The organism is Borrelia persica No12 (genome assembly GCF_000500045.1).
Lineage (GTDB): Bacteria > Spirochaetota > Spirochaetia > Borreliales > Borreliaceae > Borrelia > Borrelia persica.
Genome location: NZ_AYOT01000187.1, coordinates 132,493 through 158,399, shown reverse-complemented (window position 1 = coordinate 158,399; position 25,907 = coordinate 132,493). Strand labels below are relative to the sequence as shown.

Sequence of the window (25,907 nt, the reverse complement as noted above, 5' to 3'; positions counted from 1 at the left end):
GGTGTAGAATGTATTTTGTTTTAAGTATCATAAATATATTTTGTGTTGCTTATGTAAAAATTATGATTTGAAAAAAAGGAGGATATTAATGCCGCGAATATTTAGGGTATTATTTATATTTAGTATATTTATATTATGTTGTAAACATGGGGATAGTGATAGAAGTGGTACTAGAGGTTTAAAAAGAATGGCTTGGGAAAGAGATAATCCTAAGTCTGTGTCGTCGGCTGTCAAAAATACCACATCAAGTAAAACAGTTAAGGCAAATTTGGATAATGTAGGAAGGGAAAGGGTGGATTTAGAGATAGAAGTTGGTTTCATGCCAACGGGTAATTTGGGAATAAGTCGATTGAGAAGAATCGATCTAAATGGTCCTGGTGTGGGGGTTGGGTCAGTTGATGGTAATAGAGCTGAAGATGTTGGGGATGCTCAGAGTCATGTACCGGATGAGAGCGTTGGCATAGAAGAGGATTTGCTTGTAGGTGAGAACGGAGAGAGGGTATTTGGAAACATTTATGCCGTATTGCAGGAAAAAATTGAAAAGCTTATAGAGGCCTATTATTATAGGCCTCAAGGATTTGGTCAATATATATTAAATAATATTGAGCATGGGTTACGTGTTAGTTATAGTAAGTTATATAAGGATAATATTTATGCTGTGTTTAAAGGAGATATGGGAATATTAAGTAGATTTGAATCAGTGATAAGGCATTTGATTGAAAAGTGGAGTGATTCTTATGATTATCCTCGTAGTTTACTTAATACTTTGCAATATCTTTCAATGTCTATTATTTTTAGAATTATAGATCCAAATGGTGATGTTTTGGGTGAAGAAAACTTGTTTGTACTTAAGTCCGGTAAAGATATAGAGGGACTTAGTGAACTTGTACATAATGTGCATGTCATATGTGAAAAATGGAATGAGTTGACAAATCTTATTCAAGATAGGATTTTGAAAGCTTCAATGCTTGATGGAAAAGATCAAATTACGGAATGCTTGTCACCGATTGCCAATTTATTTTCTAATTCTGATGCTTATAGACATGATGAGATACATTTACTTAAAAATGAACTTGTAGATTTAAGAGAACAAGTTAAGGATAAAGTTTATAAATTAAAGCTGGAGGAGGGCAATTCATTATCATAATATAGTTATGATTATCATTTATTTAATGAAAATACAAAAGATACTCCATCTAGAGTTTAATTGCAAGTCTTTTTAACTTGGGTGGAGATAAATTTTTATATATGATTAGCCTAATAAATCCAATGTAATAATAAAGAGATATTGAGTACTGTGTAATTGCTTGTTTTGGTGATATATGAAAAAAATTAGTAGGAGTAGCAAGAAGTTAATTATCTTAATTAATAAATATTAATTAAGATAATTAATATTTGTGTGTTATTTTGGGATATGGGTGTAGAATGTATTTTGTTAAAAATATAAAAATATTTTGTAATTTATTGAAAATAATAGTTTAAGTATATAAAAGGAGGATATTGATTTATGCAGCGAATGTATATTATGATATTTTCACTTTGTGTGTTGATATCGTGTTGTAAGCAATATGAAGGTAAAGTTAGTGATGCTGGTAAAAATTCAAAAGATGTAGCTAGAGATATCTCTAGACGGTCGATTTCATCAGTTGTACCGGATATTCCAATAAAGAAAGCAAAAAGTCCATTAGTAGTTGGTGCATTGGATAATCATATACAAAATAATCAAGATGATGTAGTTAACTTAAGAGAAGATGTGCCAGGCATTCAAGAGAATGTACCAGGTGCTTCTCAGCAAAGTGTAATTGTGGAGACTGATAAAAAGAAAACAAAGACACTAGAAGAGGAATCTTATGATGAATTTAAGGCAAGCTTAAGTAAGCTTAAAGCTTTGTATTATTATAGGCCTGAGGGATTTAATGATTATATGCTTAGTGGCATTGAAAGTGAATTTAATTTTGAATATGATCCAGTCTTTAAAGAAAAATTTTATGCTATTTTAAAGGGAGATGTTAAAACTTTGCGTAATTTGCAGAAAATAGTAGTTATTAGCCATCCAGATAGGGAATTGAAGGAGTATTTATCTGGAGATGAATTTAGGGTTTTATTTTCAAAATTAAAAGATATTGCAGAGAGTACTATTTGTAGAGTTATCAATGAACATTGGGGTGTCTTTAGTACTTCTAATTTAACTAAACTTGCAATGAGTAAAGATGTCGCAGGTTTTGATTCTCTTAAAGCTGGTCTAGATGAGTTTTGTACAAAATGGAAAGAGATGACAATATTAGTACAAAATGTGATTGATGATGTGGCAAAATCACGAGATAGAAATAATATTTTACAAAGAGTGCAGACAGTTACTAATTTAATACCTTTAAATTCTAATCAACAATGTAATACTCAAATTTGTGAGGTTAAAAATGGCTTGAATTTATTGCGAGTCAAACTTGCTCATAAGGTTGATCAATTGATACGGGAGATATATTTATGGTTGTAATTTGATATTTTTTAATCAGATTGCATTTGAATCATAAATGCAGTAATTAGTAATAGTTGGTTTATTAATTAATATAAGCTTATAACATATGTTGTAAGCTTAATCTTGTTTTAATAATTGTTTAGTGTTAAATCTGTAGAATATAAACCTATCAACATTATAATTTTTACTTTAAAATAAAACTTATATTTTATTAATATTATATTAAAATGATATTATATTATTATAAGTATAAAGATATATTAAATTAAATAATGTAATTATGCTTAGTGTGTATGGTGTTAATTGTAATTCAAAAGTTTAAAGGGGGAATGTTAATGAAGTTGAAATATTGTATATTGATTATAGTCTTGGTGATTAGTATTTTGATTGTGAAGTGTCCATTGGGAAGGGGAGGTTCATCTAATGCTGATGATTCTTCACAATATGTTGATTTAAAAGTATTGAGCGAGCTTGATAAAAAAAGCAGTTCTACTGCTTTAGAGGCTTATTCTGCATTACGTAAAAGTTTGACTGATCTTAAGGATTCTTATGGTTATACACCTCAAGGATTTGATGAGACTCAGTTTGATAGCATATTTCCATGGGAGTCAACTACTGAGAAGGTTAAATATGGAATTTATTCTATTTTAAATCGGGATATTAAGACTTTAAATAATTTAAAGGTGATCGTAGCAAATTTATTGAAATCTCCCGATCAAAATATACAGTCAGTTGCTTCAAATTTGTTTGTAGCATTGTGGGATATTTCAGGTAGTATTTATAGTGTTGTAGATAGAAGAGGTCGTATTTTAAATGATGCTAATTTGGTGAAAATTAAGAATAGTGATGATATAAAAGGTCTTGATGGTATTAGATTTGCATTGGAGGATATGCTTAAGTATAAAGAAGAGCTTGTAATATTGCTTAAAGATATAATAAACTCAGCGGCAAATTTTGGTATTGATTCTTTAGAGCATATTGCAAATAGATTGATACCAATTACCATCTTAACTTTGGATTTTGAACAGCATAAATGTAATGCCGGTCGAATTTGTGTGATTAATAATGAGCTTAAAAATTTAGTGATTCAAATTGATAATAGTGTGAGTGAATTAAAGAAAGTTAAGTAATTTATTGTTATGCTTTTCATAAATGAGCTACTTTGTCGTGCATAAAATGTAAAAATTGTAATGATATTAAGATTTGATTAGTGCATCATTGTCTGATTTGCGTGGTAAAATTGCAGATAAAGTTAGTAATTTAATGAAAAATATTTAATAATATGATTCTTGTATTGATCTTATTCTTAAAGGCAGTTTAATTATTTAAATTTTAGATTATATTTTAAAGTAAGCCTACAATATTTTGTAGGCTTTAAGTATGTTAATACATTAATATAGATAATTAGTTGATTAGATGGTAAATACTTAAAATTTATGGAGTTGTATTTTGAACTTTAAAATTGAAAAAGAAAATTTATTAAACATAGAACATAAGATTTTGGATAAAGGTTTTGTAAAGCTTGTCGATTTTATGGGTAGTGATGAGAGAATAATTCAAGCTGCAAGAATTTCATATAGAGGTGAGAGTATTAAGAGAGAAGATAATGAGCTTATTGATTATTTGATAAGAAATGAACATACAAGTCCACTTGAACAAGTGGTTTTTACATTTTATGTTAAAGCTCCAATATTTATTGCAAGACAGTGGATGAGACATAGAACGGCAAGAATTAATGAAGTTTCAGGTTCTTATAGCTCAATTAGAGAAGAGTTTTATGTGCCTTTAGAAGAGAATATGCAAGGTATTGCAGATATTGAAGACAATGGGAGAGCTTTTTGTACTTTTGAGGATATTTTAAATGATTTAAAAGAAAATCAGAGATCTTCTTTTAAGTTATATCAAAATATGATAAGTTGTAATGTTTCAAAGGAAGTCTCTAGAATTGTCTTGCCTTTAAGTTTGTATACCGAATGGTATTGGCAGATTGATTTGAACAATCTCTTTCACTTTATAAAATTAAGGTTGGCTTTAAATAATTCAAGAGAGGTTGCTGAGCGTTCATCTAAGGAGATGCGTAAATATGCCAAAGTATTGCTTGATATTGTTGCAGAAATTGTTCCTATTGCTACTGCAAGTTTTAAAAATCATATCTTAAGAGGTTGTAGGTTGTCTTATGAAGAGATAGTTGCAATTTCTGCTGCTTTAGACATAAGTAAGCTTAAATTGGATGATAATGCATTAAAGAGATTGCAAGACAAACTTAATATTTAAAAGTAAATTATTTTATTTTAAAAAAATGTAAACTCCTTGAATGAATACAATATAATAAGGTTGGTATACATTAATATTGAGTTGTTGTGTATTAATGTATATTGGCTTGTAATTTACAATTATTTGAGTTTAATTTTTATATTTTTAATTGAATATTATTTGAGATCAAGTTGCATATTTTATATTATTTAAGTATAATAAATATCACAGGTTGAGCCACCACCTGATCCAGCTTGCGTATTTTAAATCTTGATTTAAAGGCGTAGGCTGGCTTTTTTTATTAGCCTATTTTTAAAACTTATTTTAATTATATTGAGTTAATTGCGGTATTAGATATTTATTTAAATCGAAATATTAATTTATGTATAAATAAATTTATAAATTATAAGTGTTTTATATTGTTTTTTTTAAATAATGGTATATGTTTTAACTTGATTGATAGTTAAATTTATTCTAAGAAAAGGATTTTGAAGTTTTGTCAATCAGTTTTATTATTGATTAAAGTGATGGCTTAACAGTAATTTGTATATAATAATAATTATCAATATGTATTGTGTCTTATATGGTATAAATATAGCGTATTAAGTGTTATAATATATTATATTTTGTTGAGTTTAATTAGAATATACAAGATAAATACCGGTCTATATCTCTCAAAAGGATAGAGCTGGGTCAGGTGGTGGCTTGACTGTTATAGATTAATTTATAATTTGTTTATTAAAAATTTGTAAAATGTATACTTAATGAGTTTTATAAAAATATCTTGAAATAAGTTGAATTTTATTGTTTTATTTTTGTTATTTTTTTATTATATTTAGTTATAAATATAAAATATCGATATTAATATTTCTCATATAGGTATAATTATATTTAGAAAATTAAATAACGATATACCATATATAGGTAAGTCATTTCATTATTTTTTCATCATAGTAATTCAGCGTTTGTAATTCATCATTGTATATTTGTGTATATTTGTTATCTAAAAAAGGAGGTTATTTAATAATATGCAAGTGTTTAGATTGTTGTTTGTTTTAGGTGTTTTAAATTTATTTATTGGGTGCTCAACAGAACCAGGGTCAGGGGGAAGAGTGCAAAAAGATTCTGCAACTTCAACAGAAGGCTACTTGGGGGATGTGTTTCCAGATTTATCGGGTTATGATTCGTATTTACCAACAACATCATTTAATTTTGATGAATCAGATTTTGTGAGATATGAGGTATATAGTGGACATATTGATTTGCATTCTCTTTTGGAAAAAAATTCAAAAAGTTTGGTTATAGTACGTATAGATACTGCGAATCATATTCATAATAAATTGTTAGGAATGATAAAAGATTTTGTTTCAAATTTGGATGAAGAGCGTTATGAATTTTTAGGCAGTAGAAGTAAATATTTTAACTATGGTAATAATTTGTTAAATAAGCTTTACTTGGCTTCTGGAGTTATGGTAAAGCATATTCATGTTGATGGTATAGAACGTGATATTATTGATAGTTCATTGGATTTGCTCTATTTGGCATTGGGTTATAATAAGGTTCCTGTTTCTAATTTTCATAGGATACTAATTAACTTATTCGGTGATGTTTCCGATGCAGATTTGGTGCTTAATGAGAGTACTGCTGTAATTCGGGATTTAATTGTGAAGTTGTTAGAGGGTGGTGATACTATTTCTAAATTATTAAATGGTTCTTTTAGTGCAGAAGCCATAAATAAATTTAGTAAGGAAAGTGAGTTTCTTAAGCTTGATATTGCTAAAGGTGAATTGACTAAGTTTAATGACTTCAAGGAAAATTATGTTAAGCAATTAGAAGTTCTGGATTCGGATTTGCGTGAAATACTTATATTATTGATTGCTTCAAAGCGTGAGCCAGTATATTATTATGATAGTAAAGTTAAAGCACTATCAATGTTGAAAAATTTAATCAGGAAAGAGCAAATGTTTATAAATGCAATTAAGTTATGGATGTAAAATGATCATTCATAAATGTAAATGATATAAATTTGAGTATGGCATACTAGAGTTTATGACGATTGATTTGATAATGTAACAATATAAGCTTATAATTTTTATTATTGGTAATTTATTAAACGGTTTATTTATTTGTATTTTTGATTGTTTGATATTGATATATTAATCCAATTAATATATTATTATTTGTAATAAATGGTTAGTTAATATATAATTCATTACTTATAATTAATTATTGCCAATATAAATATATAAATATATAAATATATAAATTTTAAGTGATAAGTGTATAACAGTGATAAGATGTTTATTCTTATATTCATCATTATATATTTGTCATCTAAAAAAGGAGGTTATTTAATAATATGCAAGTGTTTAAATTGTTGTTTGTTTTAGGTGTTTTAAATTTATTTATTGGATGTTCAACAGAACCAGGGTCAGGGGGAAGAGGGCAAAAAGATTCTGCAATTCCAGCAGGAGATGAGGCACGAGATGATAAATTTGATTGGTTAAAGACACCATTTGGGTTTAAAGAGTCAGATTTTGTGAAATATGATGTATATAGTGGACATACTGATTTGCATTCTCTTTTGGAAGAAAATGCAAAAAATTTAACTTTAGCAGGAAGAGATACGTATGATGTTTTTTACTATAAATTGGTACATGAGTTATTGGATTTTTGTCATGAGAGACATAGGAATCGTGATGATTTGAAGAATTCTTTTGATGATAATACAATGAAAGTTCATGAGATTTATGATGCTTTAATAGCTAAATTTAATAATTTAGGTTCTTCTCTTCCTCATGAATCGGACCTTTCTGTTTTTGCTCTTAATAGTAAATTTGATCGATTTTATTTTATGTTAGATTATGATAAAGATGCTTTGCATAATTTGTATTATGTGGTAGACAGATTAACAAATATGAATAAAGAAGCTAGTGATGAGTTAAAATATATGGCTTGGCATACTGCTCGTGGTATAGTTAAAGATATGTTATTTTATGGAGAGCGTATTTGTTACTTTTTGCGTTATGCCTTTAGTAAAGAGACTATTGAGGATCTTGGACGTGTAGTGGAATTTGACAGGCTATATGTATGTAAAGCAAAATATGGTGAATTTGTAAAGATTAGGGATGCTTATATTAAGTGTTCATCTGAGTTAAAGAAAATATTCAGGGATATGGTGGCATACATTAATACTAGGATCGGAAGATTCTTTAAAAAGGAGGGACAGGAAGAGCTTGAAGGTAATCCCCATATGACAATATTTGTACCTACATATTTGCATCGTTTCAGTAGTGATGTTGTTACTACTCTCATAGAGATGTTTAATGTTTTATCACCAACATAAATAAGGTAAGCTGTATATGGTGCAATATAGACCTTGATATTGAAAATTACAGTATAAATTATTAGCCAGTTTATATTTGAGGTATATAAGCTGGCATGATTTTTTTCTTTATTGTTGATGTTTTTTATTATTATTATGTAAGTTTAGTTTGGATATTGATTTTTATTTTAGGCCAAAAAGTGTTTATGTCATATCTATATTGATATGTTTTTTTGTATTAGATTATGATTTTAATGATTTGCATTATATATTAACTAAATTAACAGATGTATTTATGGTGAAAGAAGAAGAGTATATGAGAAGAGTTGGGTTAGGTTTATATTTATTTTCTTTTATAACTATATTTAAATAACATAAATGTTAGTTGCAAAAGCATGTAGCTGATGAGGAAAGATTAATTGAGGAGATTAAAAATTGTTAGAGCTGGGATAGGCGAGGTCTGAATATGAAGTTGTGGTCAATTGCTTTTGTTGGGATTTGGGAACTTAAGTATAATTTATTGTTTGATTCTTAATATTTTTGTATATTGTTATAAAAAAAAGGTTAAGCCACCTATCAGCTTAGTTTTTTAAGCCGATAGTGAATTGTTTGTTTTGAATGGACGACGCACTAATTTTAAAACCATTAAGTATTTATTATAATATATAATAAGTATTATAATGTACTATGTATTATATAGTATTAATTATTATTTGTATAGTAGAAAAGCATAAAAAAAGCAAAATTTATAAAAAAATATCATATTTTTTAGTGAATAATAGAGGGAGGGAAGTAATTTCCTCCCTGATGTTTTAGTTATTTATAAAGTTTAATTTTAATATAGTTTGAATATTTTGTACTGAGTCTTTAATATTCCGAAGTTCGTCTTGGAATATTGTTTTATATAGAGAATTTACATGGTCTTTTAGTGTTGTTCCATTTTGTTGTATGTTATTAGTATTAGAATCATATTCAGAAATAATTTTGTCAATAGTGTCTGTCCATTTTTTTCTTAAATCATCAATTGTATTGAGGCTTTCTTTAATTTGTTGTAGTTCTTCTAGATTGAGACTATCTAGATTGTTAATTGTATCATTAATATTGGTTATCAGATCTTCAAATTTTCCTTGAATAAATTCTATTCCTGTTTCTAGTATTGTTTTTGCTAGTTTTGTTGTCCCAGCTTGTTCGTTTTTTTCTATTTTATTGAGTATTGTTCCCAATTTTCTAATTTTATCTTCTTGCCATTTTAAAGATGCATAAAGTTTTTTTCTCTTGTATGCATATTGCGGGGATTGTATGTTGATTTCTTGGTTTTTTTCGTCTCTGTATATTATAAATTTAAATACTCCCGATTTCATTCCATATTGTTCAGAATCTTCGGTTTTGGTATCATATTGATTTAGCAAATCAATTTCATTTTTAACTTTTGTTTTGATAAACTCTATAAGTTTCCTTTTTTCTCCATCGTCTTCTTGTTGTTGTTCTATTAAATTGCCGTGTTCTTTTTTTTGATCTGTTTGCAGTCCTTGTTGTTTTGAGTTTGCAGTATCTTGTTTTCCCTTTTTACCAAAGTTGAATGTTTGCTCTAGATCACTAGGTTTGCATCCAACTAGCGTAAATGCTATTGAAAATGCAATTAAATTAAAAATATTGTTTAGACTTTTTTTTCTCATAAAATATTCTCCTCTCTTGTTATTATATCATAATATTAAATTTTAATATTTATTATTATATTATAATATATACTATTTTAATGTCAAAAATAATATTATGATATAATGATATTATTTTTTGTGTAATTGATTTTAAGTTTTTTTATAAATAAAAAAAAAGAGAAGATATTCTTCTCTTTTTTGATTTTTAAATCTTATGTTGAAAATATTTATTTAAAAATATTTATTTTGCTTGATCTGTTATTGTTTTAATCTTTTGACCTGTTGTTGCGATGGTTTCATTAAGTTTAAGTTTTGGTATAACGTCTGTATATTTTGTTTTTAGGTAATTATCTACTAAAGTTTCAACGTTGTCGATACCATCTTTTTTGCTTGTATGATCTGCAACTAGTGTCTTTACAAAATCTGTCCAAGTCTTTTTTGTATCTTCAATTGTTTTAACTTTGTCTTTAAGTTCTTTTAATTGTTCAAGGCTTAGGGTATTGAGTTTTTCTTTTTTGTCATCTATGAACTTCAATGCCTTTTGAACTTCATCTTGGATCTTTTCTCCTAAGGTTACAAAATCTTTAATCCAAGTGCCTTTCTTAGCTGCATTATTTTCTATTTTAGCAAGTATTTTACCAAATTCTTTAATTGTGTTTTCATTCCAATTTAGAGATCCATAGAATTTTTTTCTTTTCTCTTCATTTTGAGCATCGTCATATTTTTTGCCTCCAGCACCATCTATTTTATCAAATACTCCGGTTTTCATGCCATATTGAGTGTCTCCCTCTTTTTTACCCTTTTCTTTGTCGTTTTCGGTTGTAAATTTTGCTTGTAGTTCTTTTATTATAGCTTCTATTGCTGCTTTATTTTGATCAGCACCATCACCACCAGCACCATCAGCACCAGCCAAACCACTATCAACAATAGATGGGTTTGTTATTGCTTTTGCGGTGTTTGGATCATCGTGTTGATCACCTTGTTTGGTTGGTTTGCCATTTGGATCAAGATTTTCTTGTGCACAACCGATAAGCATAAATGCTGTTAAAGCAGATATAGTAATTATATTTTTAAAGATATTATTTTGCATAAACGTTCTCCTTTTTTATTCTTAAATAAGAATCATTATTAAGTAGTATTATTACATTATTTGATTTAAATGTCAAGTTTATTAAAGAATTTTTTTTGTATAAATGATAAAATTTGGCTTAAAATGTTTACTGAGTATGTTTGATAGCTTTGCTTAAATGTTTTTTAGAAAATAAAAAGAATAATTGTATATGTTTATATTGATTTTGATTTTATATTTATTGTGTGTAATTTATTGTAGGTTTTTTTATAAATAAGTAAAAAAAAGAAGAGAAGAATATCTTCTCTTCTTTGCTTGTTAAAGCTCATGTTAAAAATCTTTATTTTAAAGATATTTATTTTATTGCATTTGTTATTGTTTCAATAGCTTGACGTGCTTGTTCACTGTTTTGACCAAGTGTTGGAAGAGGGTTTTTGTATTCTCGTTGTAGGTATGTTGCTAGATTTTGCGTATTATTTTTGATTGTATCTTTATCGTTTTCATGATCGTTAACCAGTGTATTTACAAAAGTTATCCAAGTTTTTTTTGCGTTTTCAAGTGTGTTAACGTGGCCTTGAAGTGTCTTTAATTTGTCAAGGCTTAGGGTATTGAGTTTGTCTTTTTTGTCATCTATTAACTTCAATGCCTTTTGAACTTCATCTTGAATTTTTTCTCCTGCTCCTAAAAGATCTTTAGCCCAATTAGCTTTATGAGCTGAGCCTTCTAGGTCACCAAGTATTTTACCAAATTTTTTGATTGTATCCACATTCCAATCTATAGATCCATATATGTTTTTTCTTTGCTCTATGTTGTCAGCATGGCTATATTTTTGGTTTTTAGCACCGTCTACTTTGTCAAATAAATTGTTTTTTAGGGTATATTGATCACTTCCCTCATCTTTACCATTTGCTTTTTGGTTTTCGGTTGCAAATTTTGCTTGTAGTTCTTTTACTATAGCTTCTATTTTTGCAGCATCGCTACCCTGTCTTGTAGTATCTTGCTCTTCTGGAAGATTGTTTTGTGCACAACCAATAAACATGGATGCTGTTAAAGCAGATATAGTAATTATATTTTTTAAGATGTTATTTTGCATAAATATTCTCCTTTTTTTATTATCAAATAATAATCATTATTAGATAATAAAAATATTATATACTATTTGGTCTAAATGTCAAGTTTGTTAAAGAGTGTATTAAAGAATTTTCTTTAGTATGAATGATGAAAATTTTGGGCATGATGTTTGCTTGAGTATATTTTAAGTCTGCTTAAGTGTTGTTATTGGAATTAGTAGGTGTAAGTGATTTTGTAATATTATCTCACATTTTATTTTTCATTGGTGATTGTTTTCTAACATAGTAATGGTGTTTTGTTGTCTTTAAAATTTTTTTTATTCTGTGAGCTATGTCTTTAATACTATTGATTTTACTTTTTATTTTTTGATATCTAGTGGCTATGTGTTCTATCAATTTAATATTATTATTTTGTATATCCGTGTTCATTCTATAATCTTCAATAATGATATCCACAAATTTTATCCATATCATTCTTAAATTTTCAATTATGTTTAAGTTTTCTATAATTTCTTTTAGTTTTTCACTTTTTAAAAGAATAATTTTATTTTGTTCTTTGTGTATTTGATGGATAATTTCTTCGAATGGCTTTTGATTATATTCTCTTCCTGTTTCTATAATTGCATTATAAAGTTCATTACCTTGCTTTGTATTGTCCTTTTGTATTTGGAGAAGTATTTCACCCAACCATTTTAATCTTGTTATTTTATAATTTAGAGATGCATAAGATAATTTGATTTTATTTTTGTTTACGGTATATTTCTTTTCTTTGTTGTTTATTATTGTGTCGTAATAAATTTCATCAAAAATTGTACACTGTATTCCAAGTTGTTTTTCAGATTTTTGTGTAAGATCTTTTGTGTGTTGTTCCATTAAGGTGCGGGCAGTTTGAGTTATTTTTTTTATATGCTTTGTTAAAATCCTTTTTATAGCTGGGGTATCTGATGTTATATTTTTTATTATAAATAAGTCTCTTTGGGTATTGTTATCTAATTTTGTATCTTTTGATTTAGTATTTACATTGCAGGCAATTAGAATCATTGTAATAGATAGTGATAAGCTTTTAATAGACTTAATAAACAAGATTTTTTTCAAAATATTCCCCTTACTTTTATAGCTGCAATCAATTTAATTAGTGATTTATTTTTGCAGATTAAATTTATTTTATTTTTTATATTTATACACCATTATAAGTTGTCTTTTTATTCTTTGTATAATTTTACTTTAATTTAGTTTTAATTTCAAAATTTGACTAATTTGGTATGCTATCTCTTCAGTTTTGTTTGCCAATTCTTTGAGTTTATATTCATAATGCATTTTGTTTATATGGTTTTTTAAGTAAGTGGCATCACCATCTCTGATATTGTCTTTATTATTTTGAAAATCATTATAAATTGTCATTGCATATGTTTTACCCGTATCTCTAATTTTTTGAATTTCATCAAATTTGTCTTTAAGTTCTTGCAGATTATTTAAACTTAAGAAATGAAGATCATTTTGCTTTTGAGATAGGGGTATTAATGCGACTTCAAAGTAATTGTGAGCATATTTTTTAATTGCAGATAAGATATTTTCTAATAATATATTATATTCTGTATTAATATCATATTCCTTTTGTCTATAAGTAATGTTGGTATTTGCTTTTTGTGCTAATTTGTTTAGGATTGTCTGAAAATTGATGATGGCAAATCGTCGGTATTCAAGTGCTAGGTAGATTAGTTTTCTTACACTTTTATTATTCTTACTTGCATAAACCTCATCATTTTTATGATCTTTTGCCACTTGAAATACTGTTTGATTATTAACCCTATATAAAATATTATCTTCTATCCAATCGTCATTATCGTTGTACATGTTTAGTATGTATTTATCCCTTATAATTTTGCTTTTTAGTTTGGCTATTATAATTTTTTTTTCTCTCATTTGTTCTGTGTGTGTATTTTTTATATACTTTTCTAGGTTGTTTTTTATGCTTTCTGCTTCTTGTAGTTCTTGTTCTAATTTTCCAAATATTTTAACATTTTCTTTGCAAGCTAGAGTAGCTATAACAATTACGCTGAGGATGATAGACGATCTATTTTTCAAAATATTCTCCTTATTTGTATCAAAGCTATACTTATTGTGATTTGGCTACCTTGTTAGGCATTATACATCTATTGAAGTTTAATATCAAGATTGTTAAATTTTTGTGTTTTATTTTTATTTTATAATGTTTTTAATTTGGGTAATTAGCTTTTCGAGTTTTTTAAATTGATTTGTAAATTTTGTATTATATTCATTATTTTTTATATAGTCTATTAATTTTTCAATGTCACCAGTTTTGATCATGCCTTCATCATTTTGAAAATCGTTATAAATCTTGCTTGCATACTCTTTGCAAGTATTGCCGATTGTTTTTCGTTCATCAAATATATTGTTTAGTGTTTGTATGTCATTGATTGTTAAGGAATTAAGTTTCTTTTGGTTTTCTTCTGATATATTAAATGCATTATTGAAATATAAATTGAAATACTCATTGATGTTATGTATTATATTCTGTATTATTTTTTGAATTCGTTCATCCTTTGAAGAAGTTTGTAATTTTGTATTGGGTTTTAATGTGTGCTTTATAAAAGTGTCTTTTGTAATTTTGTTAAGAATTTTACCGAGAGATTCAATATGAGTATTATTATACTCAAATATTAGGTAAATTTTATTTCTATTTTTTTTATTTTGTGGATGAGAGTATGGCAAATTTTGGGTTTCAATCACATCAAATGCTTTATTGAGATTATTTTTATTATAATGTTCATTATCATGCATTCCAAATTGATTGATAGGTTCATTATAATAATTATTTTTGTGTATTATTAGTAACTTTTGAATATCTTGAATTTTTTGCTTTAGAGCAATTTTTGCTTGATCTAATTCAATCTTGGATTGTGTTTGTTGAGATTGTTCTTCGTCTTGTTTTGTTATATCTTCTATTTCTTTTTTTAAATCTTGTTCTTTTTGGATTAGGTCTTGTGTTTGTTGTTTTTTTTCTTTTATTGATGATTGAATTTTATTTAGGAGTGTTGCTGTTGTTTGATTTGCTATCTTTTCTTGTATTGCCATTCTTATGGTTTCTGTTTGACTTTCTTGTGTTTGTTTTACTGTTGCCAATTCTATTTCTTTTAATTTTTGTTCTAATGTTGCAAGTTTTGCAACATTTACTTTGCAAGTTAGAGTAATAATGGCAAAAAAAGTAAGTATGATAAGCAATCTATATCTCAAAATATTCTCCTTGTCTTTTAAAACATATTAGTTGTCGTTGTTTGATAGTGCTCGTTTAGGCATTATACTTTGATTGAGGTTTAATATCAAGATTTTGATAATTTTATGTGAATATTTATTGTATTTCATCTAAAATTGTTTTTAAGTTTTGAGCAATATTGTTGATATTATCATTGATATTGGACAATTGATTAGCTTTATCAATTGTATTTAGTATGTACTGTTGTGATAAAATTTGAGATTGAGCTTTCTGTTTAGAATATTCATCAACGATTTGTATCAGATAATTGTCAAAATTTTGCTTTTGTTGTTCAAGTTCTTTGAATGCTGTTTGAAGTTTATATAGTTGTTCAATATGTAATATATGAAGCTTGTCTTGTTTGTCATTCAGTGTTGTTATTGCAGTGTCATAGTAGTACTTACAGTGTCTAATTATGGCATAGATGATGTCTTGAGCAGTATTTTTTTTACCAATAAGCTTTAATTCATGCAAGATATCACCATATTGTTGAATGGTTTTTGTATCGTACTTGAGAATTAAGTAAATTCTTCTTCTGTTTGGAGCATTGTGATGATTTGCAAGCCTTATATTAATGTATGGGAGATGTGAGATATCTTTTTTGTTAAAATTATCGTATAAGATATTTTCTTTGCTATAGCCAATATAATTAAATGGTCGACTTTTGTTTAATCGATCTGTCATTCCAAAATGATCATAAGGTTCAGGCCAATTGGGATCTGTGTGTATGTTTATTAATGTTTGTCTATCTAATATTGTTAATTTTATCTGATTAATGATGTCTTGTCTTATTATTGCTATTTTTTCTTGTGTCATTTTGTTTTTTTGTGTTTGTATTTTGTGTTTTATTTCTTCTTGTTTGTTTTTTATATTTGCTTCTCTTAATTCGATAAATTCTTGAGTTATTTGTTCTTCTGCTGCTTCTTCTTCTTTGACGATTTTTTGTGCTTCTAGTTCTGCTTCTGTTTCTATTGTTTGTATTAGAGCGCCTAATTCTGTATTTGCTTTTATTGCTTGTGTTTCTAATACTATTTGTTTAGCGTTTTGTATTGTTTTTAGTGCTTGTGTTAATTCTTTAATATTATCAAGATTTGTTTTACAAGTGAGAGTAATGATAGCTAGTGTAAAGATAATAGGTAATTGATTCTTCAAAACATTTTCCTTTTATAAAAAACCTAATTATTATTATTTGGTTTGCTTTACTATGTACCATATTATATATGTTATTAAATATTAATAGCAAGATGAATAGCAAGTAAAGTGTGGGGTTTTATTAATAATAAATGGTTAATGAATTTGCGTGTTTTTTTATTATTCATTGAGTTTTTATATATATTTTATATTCTTTGAATAGTTTTTTATTTTATTGTTCCTATTTTTTTTCTTGCTTTTTCTTCTTTTGCTTTTTCTTCTTTCAATATTTTTTTTATTAGTTCTTCTTGCCTTGATTGTCTCTCTAATATTGTCTTTTCATCTTCTGGTGTTATTGTTAGTGCTTTTTGTATTATTATTTTTGCTTTTGCTTTTTCTTCTTCTTCTTTTTTTGTGAGTTCTTCTTGTACTTGTAGTGCTCTTCGTTTTATTTCTTCATAGTCTTCATTTGCCTTGCAGTTGCTTAAACTTATTAAGATTGATATAACCAAAAGGTCGTATTTCAGAATATTCTCCTTATTTTTTATGATAAATCAATGTTGATGTTTAATTATTGATCATCATTAATTGATATTATATGTTTTTTGGGTTTGTATGTCAAGATAGGATTTAAGAGGACATTTTAATGATAATTCTTAATAATTTTTGTTTTTTTAAAGGTTATATGTTTAAGCATATGTTTTTTAGAAGTGTTTTATAAATTTTATGGATAGAAAAATAAAGAGAAGATAAAAAGTTCTTCCCTTTATTTATGTGTGTAATAATGGTTTGTATATATTATTTTTCTTATGTGGTTTTATTTAAGATGTGTATCACTGTGGGCGCTGTTTTTTTTATTTTAGAAAAATTGTCTTCAAGTGAAATTCGGTTGCAGTAGAGGTAGTCTGCCAGTTCCATAAAGTTGGCTTGACTTTTGATTGCCTTATCTTTGTTAACACCAATTTTGATATCATTGTTGTAATCATTTTTAATTACAGTTACTATATCTTGTATATTTGCCATTGCTTGTGTAACTTCATTAAGATTTGTTTGTAGATTGATTAAATCGGTTGGAGATAAATCTTTGATTTTATCCCTTTTATTTTTTAGTGATTGAAATATGTCTATGTAACAGGTTTGAGCATATTCTGTTATTTGAGCAAGAGTTCCCGAATATGATTCTTTGACCTTGTCGTCATAGAGTGCTATGTTTCCTGCTGCTTGCATTCTGTTAGTAAACGCTTCGAAAGCTTTGAGGTATTCTGTATTATATTCAAATGCAAGATACACTTTTCTTCTCCTTTCTTTAGATGTTTTATCTGCTGCATTGTATTGTGTCTCTTGATTGCCATTCTTGATGTACGTAGCTATGTCAAAGATTTGATTTTGTCCTTTGAGATTGTATTCTTGTCCATCTTCATTCCAATTTGCATCTTCATGTTTTTTTAGTGCCTGTTCTATTGCTGGAGTGAGTTTGCTGAGTATGTTTTCAAGTAGGAGTATTTCTTGTGGATTTTGTTGAGTTCCGTTTGTTACCCTTTGATTATTATATTGATTACAAGCTAGTAGAAATAAGCTTGTTAAAATTGAAGTCAATATAACAAAAATTTTGTGTTTCAAAATATTCTCCTTATTTCTAAAATTAGATATAAAATTAGACATAAATAATATTGTTAAAAATATGAATTAATGATAATTATTAAGTGATATTATATGTTTATTGGGTATATATGTCAAGGTAAATCTAACATTATATCATTTAAAAATAAAAAAATTTACATTTTAATACGGATATTATTTATATATTTAATCTTGGAAAATATATCTTTTTTAAGTGTTATGCTTCAACTTAAGGAAAAAATTTTTTCTTAAGTTGAAATTTGTGTTTGTATTTTACCTAATATAGTTGTAATTTCGGTAGTTGCATTGTTAATTATGTCTAGGCTAGGTATTATATTTTTGCATGGACATTGTAGGTATTTGAATGTGTTTTTATGATCATAATAGCTCTTAATTCCCTGTTGCCAGATGCTAATTAGTCTGTCATTATCATAATCTTCTTTGATTTGTACCTTTATGCTTTTGATTTTATTATATGCATTTGTAATATCATTAAATTTTGCTTGTAATTGTTGTAAGTCATTTGAAGATAGTTTTTTAAGATTATCTTTTTTATCTCTTAGTGTTTTGAATATTTTTAAGTAGTAATTGTCAGCAGATTCTCTTATCTTTGATAAGAAATCTTCTATTATAATTTTGTACTTATGATTATTATTGTGTTGTAATTGACTTGAGAATTGTTTAGTAATTGCTTTAAAAGTTGTAATGTAATTTATATCATATTCAAATGCAAGGTATATTTCTCTTCTTGTTGCTTTAGAGTCTGGATCCCCTGTATTGTATTTTATTTCTTTGTTGTCCTTTTTGTATGTAACCCTGTCAAATAGTTGGTCATGGTTTAATAGACTACCATATCCTTGTTTATTCTCATCCCAATTTTCGTCTTCATGTGTTATTATTGTCTGTTCTATTTCTGGAGTAAGTTTACTGAGTATATCTTCAATTGGTGATACTGCGAATCTGTTTATATCTTGATTACAAGTTAGTAGGAATAAGCTTGTGAAAATTGAGATAAATGCAATACAAATTTTGTGTTTCAAAATATTCTCCTCGTTTTTAGATATAAGTAATTTTATTTAAAAATGTGAATTAATAATAGTTATTAAGTGATATTATATGTTTTGTTGGGTATGTATGTCAAGGTAAATTTATATTATATCGTTTAAAAATAAATTTTTATATTTTTATACGGGATATTATTTATATATTTAATCTTGTAAAGTAGATCTTGTAAGTGTCGTTTTTTTTAACTTAAGAGAAATTTTTTCTTTAAGTTTATATTTGTATTTTGTTTGTATATTTTAAGGAGTTTTAGTTTGTTATCAGAGTTTATGTAATAAAACGGGTAGTTTATTATCAACTATATAACACCTAGGGAGAAGATAATTTCTCCTTACTTAGGGTGTAAATTATATATATATCTTATTATTTTGTTATTTTATCTTATTTAAGATTTGCGCAATACTTCTAGCTTTGTTGCTTACTTGCTGAGCGGCATTTATAATATTAGTTTTCTTTGTGTTTGGTTTTAAGTATGCTACTATTTCTGCGTCAGTAGCAGTTGCCCAGTTTTTTGCTGGTGTTTGATTAGTACCAGGAGCACCACCAACAGCAGGAGCACCAGGAACAGCAGCAACAACTTCTCCGTTTGTAGTGTAGCTGTCTATAGTTGGTTTTATTTGGCTTATAAATGCGATTTTTTTGTCTTCAAGTTCCTGTAAACAATGATTTAAACTTTCAAGTTCTTGTAGAGTTAGTGTTTTAAGCTTGTCTTTTTTGTTTTGTAAATTTTGATATACATCTATATAATAGCTTTTAGCTTGATCTCTTACGGCATCAATAATTTCTTCGAAATCTGTTTTATTGGGATTGTTGTTCATTTTTGCTAATCTATTTGCAATTGTTGCAAAACTTTGTAGCGATGCTTTATTGTACCCAAAAGCTAAGTACAATTCTAGTCTTGCTTGTCTATCTTCCTCGGTGTCCGGATTAGCAGCAGCATTATTTACATATTTTCGTTTGGTATTATTGGCATTCGTATATTGAATTGTGGCAAATAATTGATTATTTCCGTTAAGATTGAATGTTGCTGCGTTTTCATCCCAATTTGTATCGAGTGCAGTAGTGTGTGCACCTATTATTGATGTTATATCTGCAGTGAGTCGAGCATTGATTTGTGAAATTTCTTGTGTTTTTTGTTCTTGATCTTTGTCTGTGGGCTTTTCTGGTGCTTTAGGATCTTGTCCACAGGCCAATAAACTTGCTAAAATAAATGTGATAAAAACTTTTCGTTTCAAAATATTCTCCTTATTGTTAAAACTAAATAACCTTATTAACACTTTTTCTATATATTAGTTAATAATTGTTATTATCACATAGTATATATTAAATTGGTTTTTATATCAATATATTCTTGTTAGTTTTTTGTATAATTTTTTTTGAGCATTTTTTAAATTCTTGTTAAGATGTCTTTAATGTCATTACTAAGATTTTTGATCGTATTGATTGCAGTAAAATGCGATTTATAGTATTGATTTATATGTGTTATTATTTTGGTTTTATCGGTTTGAATATTGTTTCTGTTATTAGTATAATCTTTAATAATATTGTTTACAGTTTGATTCCAATTTATTCTGAACATTGCTAATTGATCAAATTTGTCTTTTAGGGATTGTAAAATCTCAAGATCTAAAGATTGAAGTTCTTTACTCCTACTGAGGAGTGATTGGAATTCATTTGCAAAGTAATATGAAGCGTATCTTATTGCCGTATTTGTAATATCTTGAAGTAAATTTTTGCTTTCAGTATTAATGGTTTCTATTATTTTGTTAAGAACCATTCCAAAAGTTTTAATTTTTGCTTTATCATATTCTAAAGATAAATATAATCTTCTTCTAAGAGGTAGATTTCTTGCGTCATCTACTTGATACTTGTTTAATTTATTGTCAAGCATATTAAATGTTTTACCATTGCCTTTCATGCCAAATTGCGTGCTATCTTCAATCCAGTTTTTGTTGTTGTGTATCTCTAGTACTGTTTTAATATGATAAGCTTTTTGTGCAATTTGAAGTATTAAACTATTTTTATGTTTTTTTGTTGGATCTAAATTATCTAAAAAATTTCTTAAGCCTACAATTCCTGTTTTTGGGAAAAAACGTTTGACATCTGAATTGCAATTAATTAAAGTGAAAATTATTATGAAATTGATGATAAGGAAATATTTTTTCAAAATATGCTCCTTGATTTTTATATCTGAGAAATTTTAATTTGTGATTATAAATTAATTAAATTATATACATATATTTATATAATTATCCATAATTATTATTATATTTTTTTTAAACTATTTAAAAATTATTGTTTGTTGACAGTATAAAAAATAACAAAAGAGAAAGAATCTTTCCTTTTGTATTTATGAATTATTTTTTATTATTTTTTATATAAATTTTTAATTTAGTGTTTTTAAAATTTTATTTATATCGCCAATTATTATGCCAATTGTTGGAATTTTATTTTTAAGTATGTTGCCATATTGTTCTCTTATATGTTCAATGAGTTTTTGACTATCAGTTTGAATTCCCATTTTATTATCTTCATAATCTTTGATAATATTGTCCACAGTATTTTGCCATAGTAATCTTAATTGTTTAATTGTGTCAAATTTTACCTTTATTGTTATTAAATCTTGAAAATTTAATAAATCTAATTTATCTTGATACTCTTTGAGTTTATCGACTGCTCTTTCAAATAAAAATTGAGAGTAAGCTCTTCCTGCATTTGTGATATCTATATGCAATTGTCCTCTATGAATATCATCAGATGTTATTTTATTGAGTATAATGCCAAGTTGGCTAATTTTATTTTCGTTGTAATCTAGAGATGAATAAAATTGTCTTCTGTTGCCTTGACTTTTGGGGTCGTTGTAAGCTTTTTGGCTAGGATTGCCTATAATGATTTTAAAAGCTCCATTTTTCATTCCAAATTGATCTGCAGGTTCGTTTTCTTGAATATTGTTTTTGTCTTGTTCGATTAAATCAGTAACATTTTGAATCTCTTCTTTTAAAGATTTTATTATCGTTTGTTTTTCTTTTGTTTTGGTTTCTTTTGGATATTCATTTTGTATTTGTACTTGTTGGGATGTTATGTAATCTTTTTGCATTGATTGTGTATTCGTTTGTTCATTAAGGTCTGATTTACAAGCATTTAGATTAAAAATGACTAAAAAAGACATTATAAAAAAATAAGTTTTCAATATATTCTCCTTGTCTTTAAAATTTAGTAAATGTTACTTAAATAATTAACATTTTATCAATCGATATTAGTTCTTATTTGATAAAATGTATTATATGATATTATATAATATATAAGCTAATATAGCAAAGTATTTATATTCTAAATAATTATTTTGGATAATAATTTATGGTGTTATTGAAATAGATGCATTACTTTAATATGATTATTAATCAAAATTAATTGGCAATTCTAATTTGAAAAGCATACTTCAATTATTCCTGTTGCAGTGCTTAGAGAATTAGCAGCATCTTTTAATGATGTCAAAGCTTCTTTAAGTTTATTTGGAGCTTTGTCTAAATTGTCGTGTAATTCTTTATATACACCATTAAAAAAATATTTACTTGCGTTTCTCATAATTATATTTATATATGTTTTCATATTATCTTTATCTTTCGATTCTTGAAAATATATTCTTATGTCTGGGTAAGATGTGTTGAATTCTTTTATTGTATTTTGTATTTCTAATTCCTTGTTATGTTGCATTTCTTTTGTTGCTATATTCAACAATTGATCTAGTAAAGATATTATTTTTACTCCACTATCTATATTGCTATTTATTGCATTTGCTGTAAGGCCGTTGTATCCTGCATTTAATAATGTTTGAAATGCTATTGCTATTTTTTCTGCAGATTTTTTAATTGTTTTAATAAAGTTTGGGATATCATTTACTTCTAATTTTGCTTTACCTTGAATTTTGCGCAACTTATTGATGTTATTTTTTGAATCTTCAGAAGTTGTTTTTACCTCGTTGGCAATTTGGCAAGCTCTTCTGTACTTAAGGCTTTAATTTCAGTTGTTTCTAATCCTGTAAGTTTGCTTACTTGTCCTGCAATAGAGTCTACTACGGATTTGGCATTTTCTTTTGCTAATTTGGTTTCACTTTCTGCTTTTAATTTATTATTATTTAATTTACAATTGATTGTAATTATTAATACCATAATGCTTATTATGTATATTATTTTCATATATTTCATACAATATCTCCTTTTATAATAAATATACTTCATAAATTTGATAGTACTGCGGGTTAATTTGTTTTGATATCCGTTCTAAATGGCGTATAGCGGTAGTTTGCGTGTTGTGATTGGGATAATTTTAGGAGATAAATATAAAAAATCCCCTAACACAAAGGGGATTTAAATAATGTATAAAAACATTGTGAGTAAACAATCTTCCTTTTGAAAAATTAAAGTGTTTGGTAATTAATTATTAGTGCAAAAATTACTTATTTTCAAATTTTATTTCAATTTTTTTGAAAAAAATCATTTTTTTATTTTTTATAGCTTTTTATAAAAGCTTTTTTTGTATTATGTATTAAATTATTTGATAAGGTGGAGCATAAATAAGTGTTGTAAACATGTAATTTATTATTTTTTATGGAATATATACATGCTTTATTTTTAAAATGTGTGTTGATTGTTCAAGATCTATGATGTATATTTTTGTTGCTTCCTTAGAACATTGGTCTTAATTTTTACCATTAGGATCAAATTTATTAGGTTGTTATGTGATCTTTTTGATTTAATTATTAATGAAATTATCTGAAATTAGGATTAAATGATATATACTTACTGAAAAATACTTTGTCGTCTGTTAATATTTAAGATTTGGATGGTTTTATTAATCAGGAGAAGAATTATGAAAAAAGATATTCGAATAGTATTTATGTTTATGTTATTGTTATTGTTGTCTTGTGATGCTGATATTTTGAATGACTTTATAGCTAGAACTAAAATAAAACCTACAGATAAGAATCAAAATATAGAAGATTTGCGCTATATGCAAACAGATCAAGAAGGTGGTGTTATAGGGCTTGAAGAGAGTGAGGAAGGTGTTGGAATTAAAAGTGTTGAAAAAAAATTAGAACCACAAATTATTCAGAGGCCTGTAATAGTTCCTTCTAAGCCTGTTAATGAAGTTTTTGAACCTGTTAGTAACCACCTGTATTTTTCTCAAAAAGCTATAGTAGTAGAAGAAAAGGACATAATTCCAACTACTAAGGAAGAAAAGGACGCAGAGAGTAAAATTGAAGATGTAAAAAAGGCGCTTAAAGACACTAGTTTTTCACAATTATTTGAAAATGCAAGTAAGCTTAAAAGTAGAGCTGAACAGGTAAGAGTTGATCTTTCTGCTCTCATTAAGGAAGTTGAGGCTAAAAGGTCTTTATTGAAATCGAAGTATGATAATCTTGAAAGGAATGTGCGGCCTAGACGTGTAGGAACGTTGTCTCAGAGTGTTAAAATCTTGCGTGAATTGAGTACCCAGTTAAAGGTGGTTTATGATCTTGAGGATATTATCAATCGCATTAGTGAGGGGATAGATGGGATAAAAAGTGCAGAATTTTTCTTTAAGAGGGCTAATGATCTTTTAAGCGAGTCTATTATTAAGAGATTGCAAAATAAGCGTTTAATTTGGAGCAGGAGAGATAGGAATGTAGTATGGTTATCCAGGAATGCACAGCGGGATGCAGAAACTTCTTTATCTAACCTTACATATTCTGTTATGAATATAGGAGAGGCAACGGGAAGACTAAACGAAATTAAAGTTCTTATTGATGATGCAAAGTTGCAATTAGTGAAAATTAAATAAAAGTTGCAAAAAAGTATAAATAGTTTTTACTCTTTATTGTTGATAAAAGGAGAGACATTCTTAACAGGGTGTCTTTCTTAGATTTTATTTTATTTAGATAAATTTTTGAGGTATGTGATTCTAACAAGGTAGTTTAGGTATCCTTTCAACAAGACGGAGCATCAGAAAAACACAGAAGAATGAAAGGAAGCATATAAAGGCTTGAAAGGGATAGTAGAAGTAGCCAAGGAGAGTAGGAGTTGATGAATGGAAAGAGAGTAGTGTGACATTTAGATTCAAATGTAATAGGAGTAACTGATGAAAAAAAAGGAGCTAAGGTATTAGCAGTGGATGTTAATGCAGGAGAAGCAGTGGGAAAAAATCAGCATTAATAGTGTCATCAGTGAGAGGAGAGGAAATGATAGCAGCGATAGTGAAATCAACAGAAGATAAAGTTAAAAAAATAGAAGCTCATGCAACTGCAAGTACAAGTCTATTGGAATTTGCAGTAGGAGGGACAGCAGTTAATGTAGCTAATGAGAGTGCAAAGGTAGCAACAGTAGGAGGAGGTATAGTGATGAGAGGGATAGTAAAAGGAGGGAAGTTAGCAGCTGCACATAATTCAAATGATGATGACAAAGTAATACAATTAACAGGGATAACAGCAGTGAATAAATTGTTGAAAGCAATAGAGGATATAGTGAAGAAGACAGTCAATAATGTTCTTAAAGAAGCAAAAGTAAAATAGATGACGCAAGGGGGTTCAAAAGCAATAGTTTTAGACACAAGTAAGAAGTAATAAATAAGGCAGATATTTTAGATTATTGTGGAAAGATAGTAGAAGGCAAGTTTAGAGATAATTCTAAATACTTTATACATATCTTACCCCTCCCAAGCTATTTATACAACTCAACTGTTGAGTCTCAATATCTCAAAATAAAATAATTACTATTAAATTATTTCAATATTAAATAAATTCCCAAAAATATTTCTAATTATTGACTTAATTTATTTAATATTGAATGTTATTTTTGTAATCTTAAATTTATTTATCTCTATACAGAAAACTTTTTTTGCTTCACTTGTACTTACTAGAAACGATTTATATTGTAAAAATTGTAATAAAAATCATCCAAAATTTTAGGCTGATACTTGTAATTAATCTTAAAA

At 27.1% G+C, this 25,907-nt stretch carries 22 protein-coding genes and 1 pseudogene; 8 read left to right on the top strand and 15 right to left on the bottom strand.

Going from position 1 to position 25,907, the window contains the following annotated elements; translation table 11 throughout:
• Positions 1–88 precede the first annotated feature (88 nt).
• From U881_RS0106990 to U881_RS0106965, 6 genes are all read left to right on the top strand, one after another.
• Positions 89–1,147 (top strand): hypothetical protein, encoded by a 1,059-nt coding sequence (locus U881_RS0106990; RefSeq protein WP_024653765.1) that lies wholly within the window; start codon positions 89–91, stop codon positions 1,145–1,147.
• Between the two features lie 360 nt (positions 1,148–1,507).
• A complete protein-coding gene (locus U881_RS0106985; protein ID WP_024653766.1) occupies positions 1,508–2,494 on the top strand; it encodes a hypothetical protein in 987 nt (328 codons plus the stop codon).
• Between the two features lie 317 nt (positions 2,495–2,811).
• Positions 2,812–3,606, top strand: a complete 795-nt coding sequence (locus U881_RS0106980; RefSeq protein WP_235048151.1) for a hypothetical protein — start codon at positions 2,812–2,814, stop codon at positions 3,604–3,606.
• Positions 3,607–3,925: 319 nt separating this feature from the next.
• Positions 3,926–4,750, top strand: coding sequence for an FAD-dependent thymidylate synthase (thyX, locus tag U881_RS0106975; RefSeq protein WP_024653768.1), 825 nt, complete (start codon positions 3,926–3,928; stop codon positions 4,748–4,750).
• A gap of 1,007 nt (positions 4,751–5,757) precedes the next feature.
• Positions 5,758–6,723, top strand: coding sequence for a hypothetical protein (locus U881_RS0106970; RefSeq protein WP_024653769.1), 966 nt, complete (start codon positions 5,758–5,760; stop codon positions 6,721–6,723).
• 365 nt (positions 6,724–7,088) lie between these two features.
• A complete protein-coding gene (locus tag U881_RS0106965; RefSeq protein ID WP_024653770.1) occupies positions 7,089–8,075 on the top strand; it encodes a hypothetical protein in 987 nt (328 codons plus the stop codon).
• Between the two features lie 791 nt (positions 8,076–8,866).
• Here the strand turns inward: U881_RS0106965 and U881_RS0106955 are convergent.
• From U881_RS0106955 to U881_RS13350, 15 genes are all read right to left on the bottom strand, one after another.
• The gene (locus tag U881_RS0106955; protein WP_024653772.1) at positions 8,867–9,730 is read right to left on the bottom strand and encodes a complement regulator-acquiring protein; all 864 of its coding nucleotides are present in this window, start codon (positions 9,728–9,730) and stop codon (positions 8,867–8,869) included.
• Positions 9,731–9,953: 223 nt separating this feature from the next.
• A complete protein-coding gene (locus U881_RS0106950) occupies positions 9,954–10,802 on the bottom strand; it encodes a complement regulator-acquiring protein (protein ID WP_024653773.1) in 849 nt (282 codons plus the stop codon).
• 334 nt (positions 10,803–11,136) lie between these two features.
• Complete coding sequence (locus tag U881_RS0106945; RefSeq protein ID WP_024653774.1) at positions 11,137–11,874, bottom strand: complement regulator-acquiring protein; 738 nt, start codon at positions 11,872–11,874, stop codon at positions 11,137–11,139.
• Between the two features lie 223 nt (positions 11,875–12,097).
• Positions 12,098–12,946 carry a complement regulator-acquiring protein gene (locus U881_RS0106940; RefSeq protein ID WP_024653775.1) on the bottom strand — a complete coding sequence of 283 codons (849 nt, stop codon included), beginning with the start codon at positions 12,944–12,946 and terminating at the stop codon, positions 12,098–12,100.
• Positions 12,947–13,075: 129 nt separating this feature from the next.
• The gene (locus U881_RS0106935; protein WP_024653776.1) at positions 13,076–13,936 is read right to left on the bottom strand and encodes a virulence associated lipoprotein; all 861 of its coding nucleotides are present in this window, start codon (positions 13,934–13,936) and stop codon (positions 13,076–13,078) included.
• A 114-nt stretch (positions 13,937–14,050) separates the two neighbouring features.
• A complete protein-coding gene (locus U881_RS0106930; RefSeq protein ID WP_024653777.1) occupies positions 14,051–15,106 on the bottom strand; it encodes a CRASP family complement regulator-acquiring lipoprotein in 1,056 nt (351 codons plus the stop codon).
• Between the two features lie 115 nt (positions 15,107–15,221).
• On the bottom strand, positions 15,222–16,277 hold the full coding sequence (locus U881_RS0106925; protein ID WP_024653778.1) for a CRASP family complement regulator-acquiring lipoprotein: 1,056 nt from the start codon (positions 16,275–16,277) through the stop codon (positions 15,222–15,224).
• Between the two features lie 206 nt (positions 16,278–16,483).
• On the bottom strand, positions 16,484–16,768 hold the full coding sequence (locus tag U881_RS11020; protein ID WP_024653779.1) for a hypothetical protein: 285 nt from the start codon (positions 16,766–16,768) through the stop codon (positions 16,484–16,486).
• 295 nt (positions 16,769–17,063) lie between these two features.
• Positions 17,064–17,876 (bottom strand): CRASP family complement regulator-acquiring lipoprotein, encoded by an 813-nt coding sequence (locus U881_RS11615; RefSeq protein WP_024653780.1) that lies wholly within the window; start codon positions 17,874–17,876, stop codon positions 17,064–17,066.
• Positions 17,877–18,124: 248 nt separating this feature from the next.
• The gene (locus U881_RS0106905; protein ID WP_024653781.1) at positions 18,125–18,916 is read right to left on the bottom strand and encodes a CRASP family complement regulator-acquiring lipoprotein; all 792 of its coding nucleotides are present in this window, start codon (positions 18,914–18,916) and stop codon (positions 18,125–18,127) included.
• A 393-nt stretch (positions 18,917–19,309) separates the two neighbouring features.
• The gene (locus U881_RS11010; RefSeq protein ID WP_051374056.1) at positions 19,310–20,173 is read right to left on the bottom strand and encodes a virulence associated lipoprotein; all 864 of its coding nucleotides are present in this window, start codon (positions 20,171–20,173) and stop codon (positions 19,310–19,312) included.
• Positions 20,174–20,325: 152 nt separating this feature from the next.
• A complete protein-coding gene (locus U881_RS0106895) occupies positions 20,326–21,105 on the bottom strand; it encodes a complement regulator-acquiring protein (RefSeq protein WP_024653783.1) in 780 nt (259 codons plus the stop codon).
• A gap of 219 nt (positions 21,106–21,324) precedes the next feature.
• The gene (locus U881_RS0106890; protein ID WP_024653784.1) at positions 21,325–22,128 is read right to left on the bottom strand and encodes a complement regulator-acquiring protein; all 804 of its coding nucleotides are present in this window, start codon (positions 22,126–22,128) and stop codon (positions 21,325–21,327) included.
• A 230-nt stretch (positions 22,129–22,358) separates the two neighbouring features.
• The gene (locus U881_RS11005; protein WP_235048152.1) at positions 22,359–22,871 is read right to left on the bottom strand and encodes a hypothetical protein; all 513 of its coding nucleotides are present in this window, start codon (positions 22,869–22,871) and stop codon (positions 22,359–22,361) included.
• Positions 22,872–22,909: 38 nt separating this feature from the next.
• On the bottom strand, positions 22,910–23,143 hold the full coding sequence (locus tag U881_RS13350; RefSeq protein ID WP_235048153.1) for a hypothetical protein: 234 nt from the start codon (positions 23,141–23,143) through the stop codon (positions 22,910–22,912).
• Between the two features lie 664 nt (positions 23,144–23,807).
• Between U881_RS13350 and U881_RS0106880 the strand changes: the two genes are divergently transcribed.
• Complete coding sequence (locus tag U881_RS0106880; protein WP_024653785.1) at positions 23,808–24,758, top strand: P12 family lipoprotein; 951 nt, start codon at positions 23,808–23,810, stop codon at positions 24,756–24,758.
• Between the two features lie 183 nt (positions 24,759–24,941).
• Positions 24,942–25,485, top strand: a pseudogene (locus U881_RS11610) (variable large family protein); the annotation flags it as partial.
• Positions 25,486–25,907: the final 422 nt, after the last annotated feature.

Excerpts from the sequence above, each read along its gene's own strand:
- U881_RS0106990 (WP_024653765.1), top strand. The coding sequence starts at position 89 with ATGCCGCGAATATTTAGGGTATTATTTATATTTAGTATATTTATATTA.
- U881_RS0106985 (WP_024653766.1), top strand. The coding sequence starts at position 1,508 with ATGCAGCGAATGTATATTATGATATTTTCACTTTGTGTGTTGATATCG.
- U881_RS0106980 (WP_235048151.1), top strand. The coding sequence starts at position 2,812 with ATGAAGTTGAAATATTGTATATTGATTATAGTCTTGGTGATTAGTATT.
- U881_RS0106970 (WP_024653769.1), top strand. The coding sequence starts at position 5,758 with ATGCAAGTGTTTAGATTGTTGTTTGTTTTAGGTGTTTTAAATTTATTT.
- U881_RS0106965 (WP_024653770.1), top strand. The coding sequence starts at position 7,089 with ATGCAAGTGTTTAAATTGTTGTTTGTTTTAGGTGTTTTAAATTTATTT.
- U881_RS0106955 (WP_024653772.1), bottom strand. The coding sequence starts at position 9,730 with ATGAGAAAAAAAAGTCTAAACAATATTTTTAATTTAATTGCATTTTCA.
- U881_RS0106950 (WP_024653773.1), bottom strand. The coding sequence starts at position 10,802 with ATGCAAAATAATATCTTTAAAAATATAATTACTATATCTGCTTTAACA.
- U881_RS0106945 (WP_024653774.1), bottom strand. The coding sequence starts at position 11,874 with ATGCAAAATAACATCTTAAAAAATATAATTACTATATCTGCTTTAACA.
- U881_RS13350 (WP_235048153.1), bottom strand. The coding sequence starts at position 23,143 with ATGAAATATATGAAAATAATATACATAATAAGCATTATGGTATTAATA.
- U881_RS0106880 (WP_024653785.1), top strand. The coding sequence starts at position 23,808 with ATGAAAAAAGATATTCGAATAGTATTTATGTTTATGTTATTGTTATTG.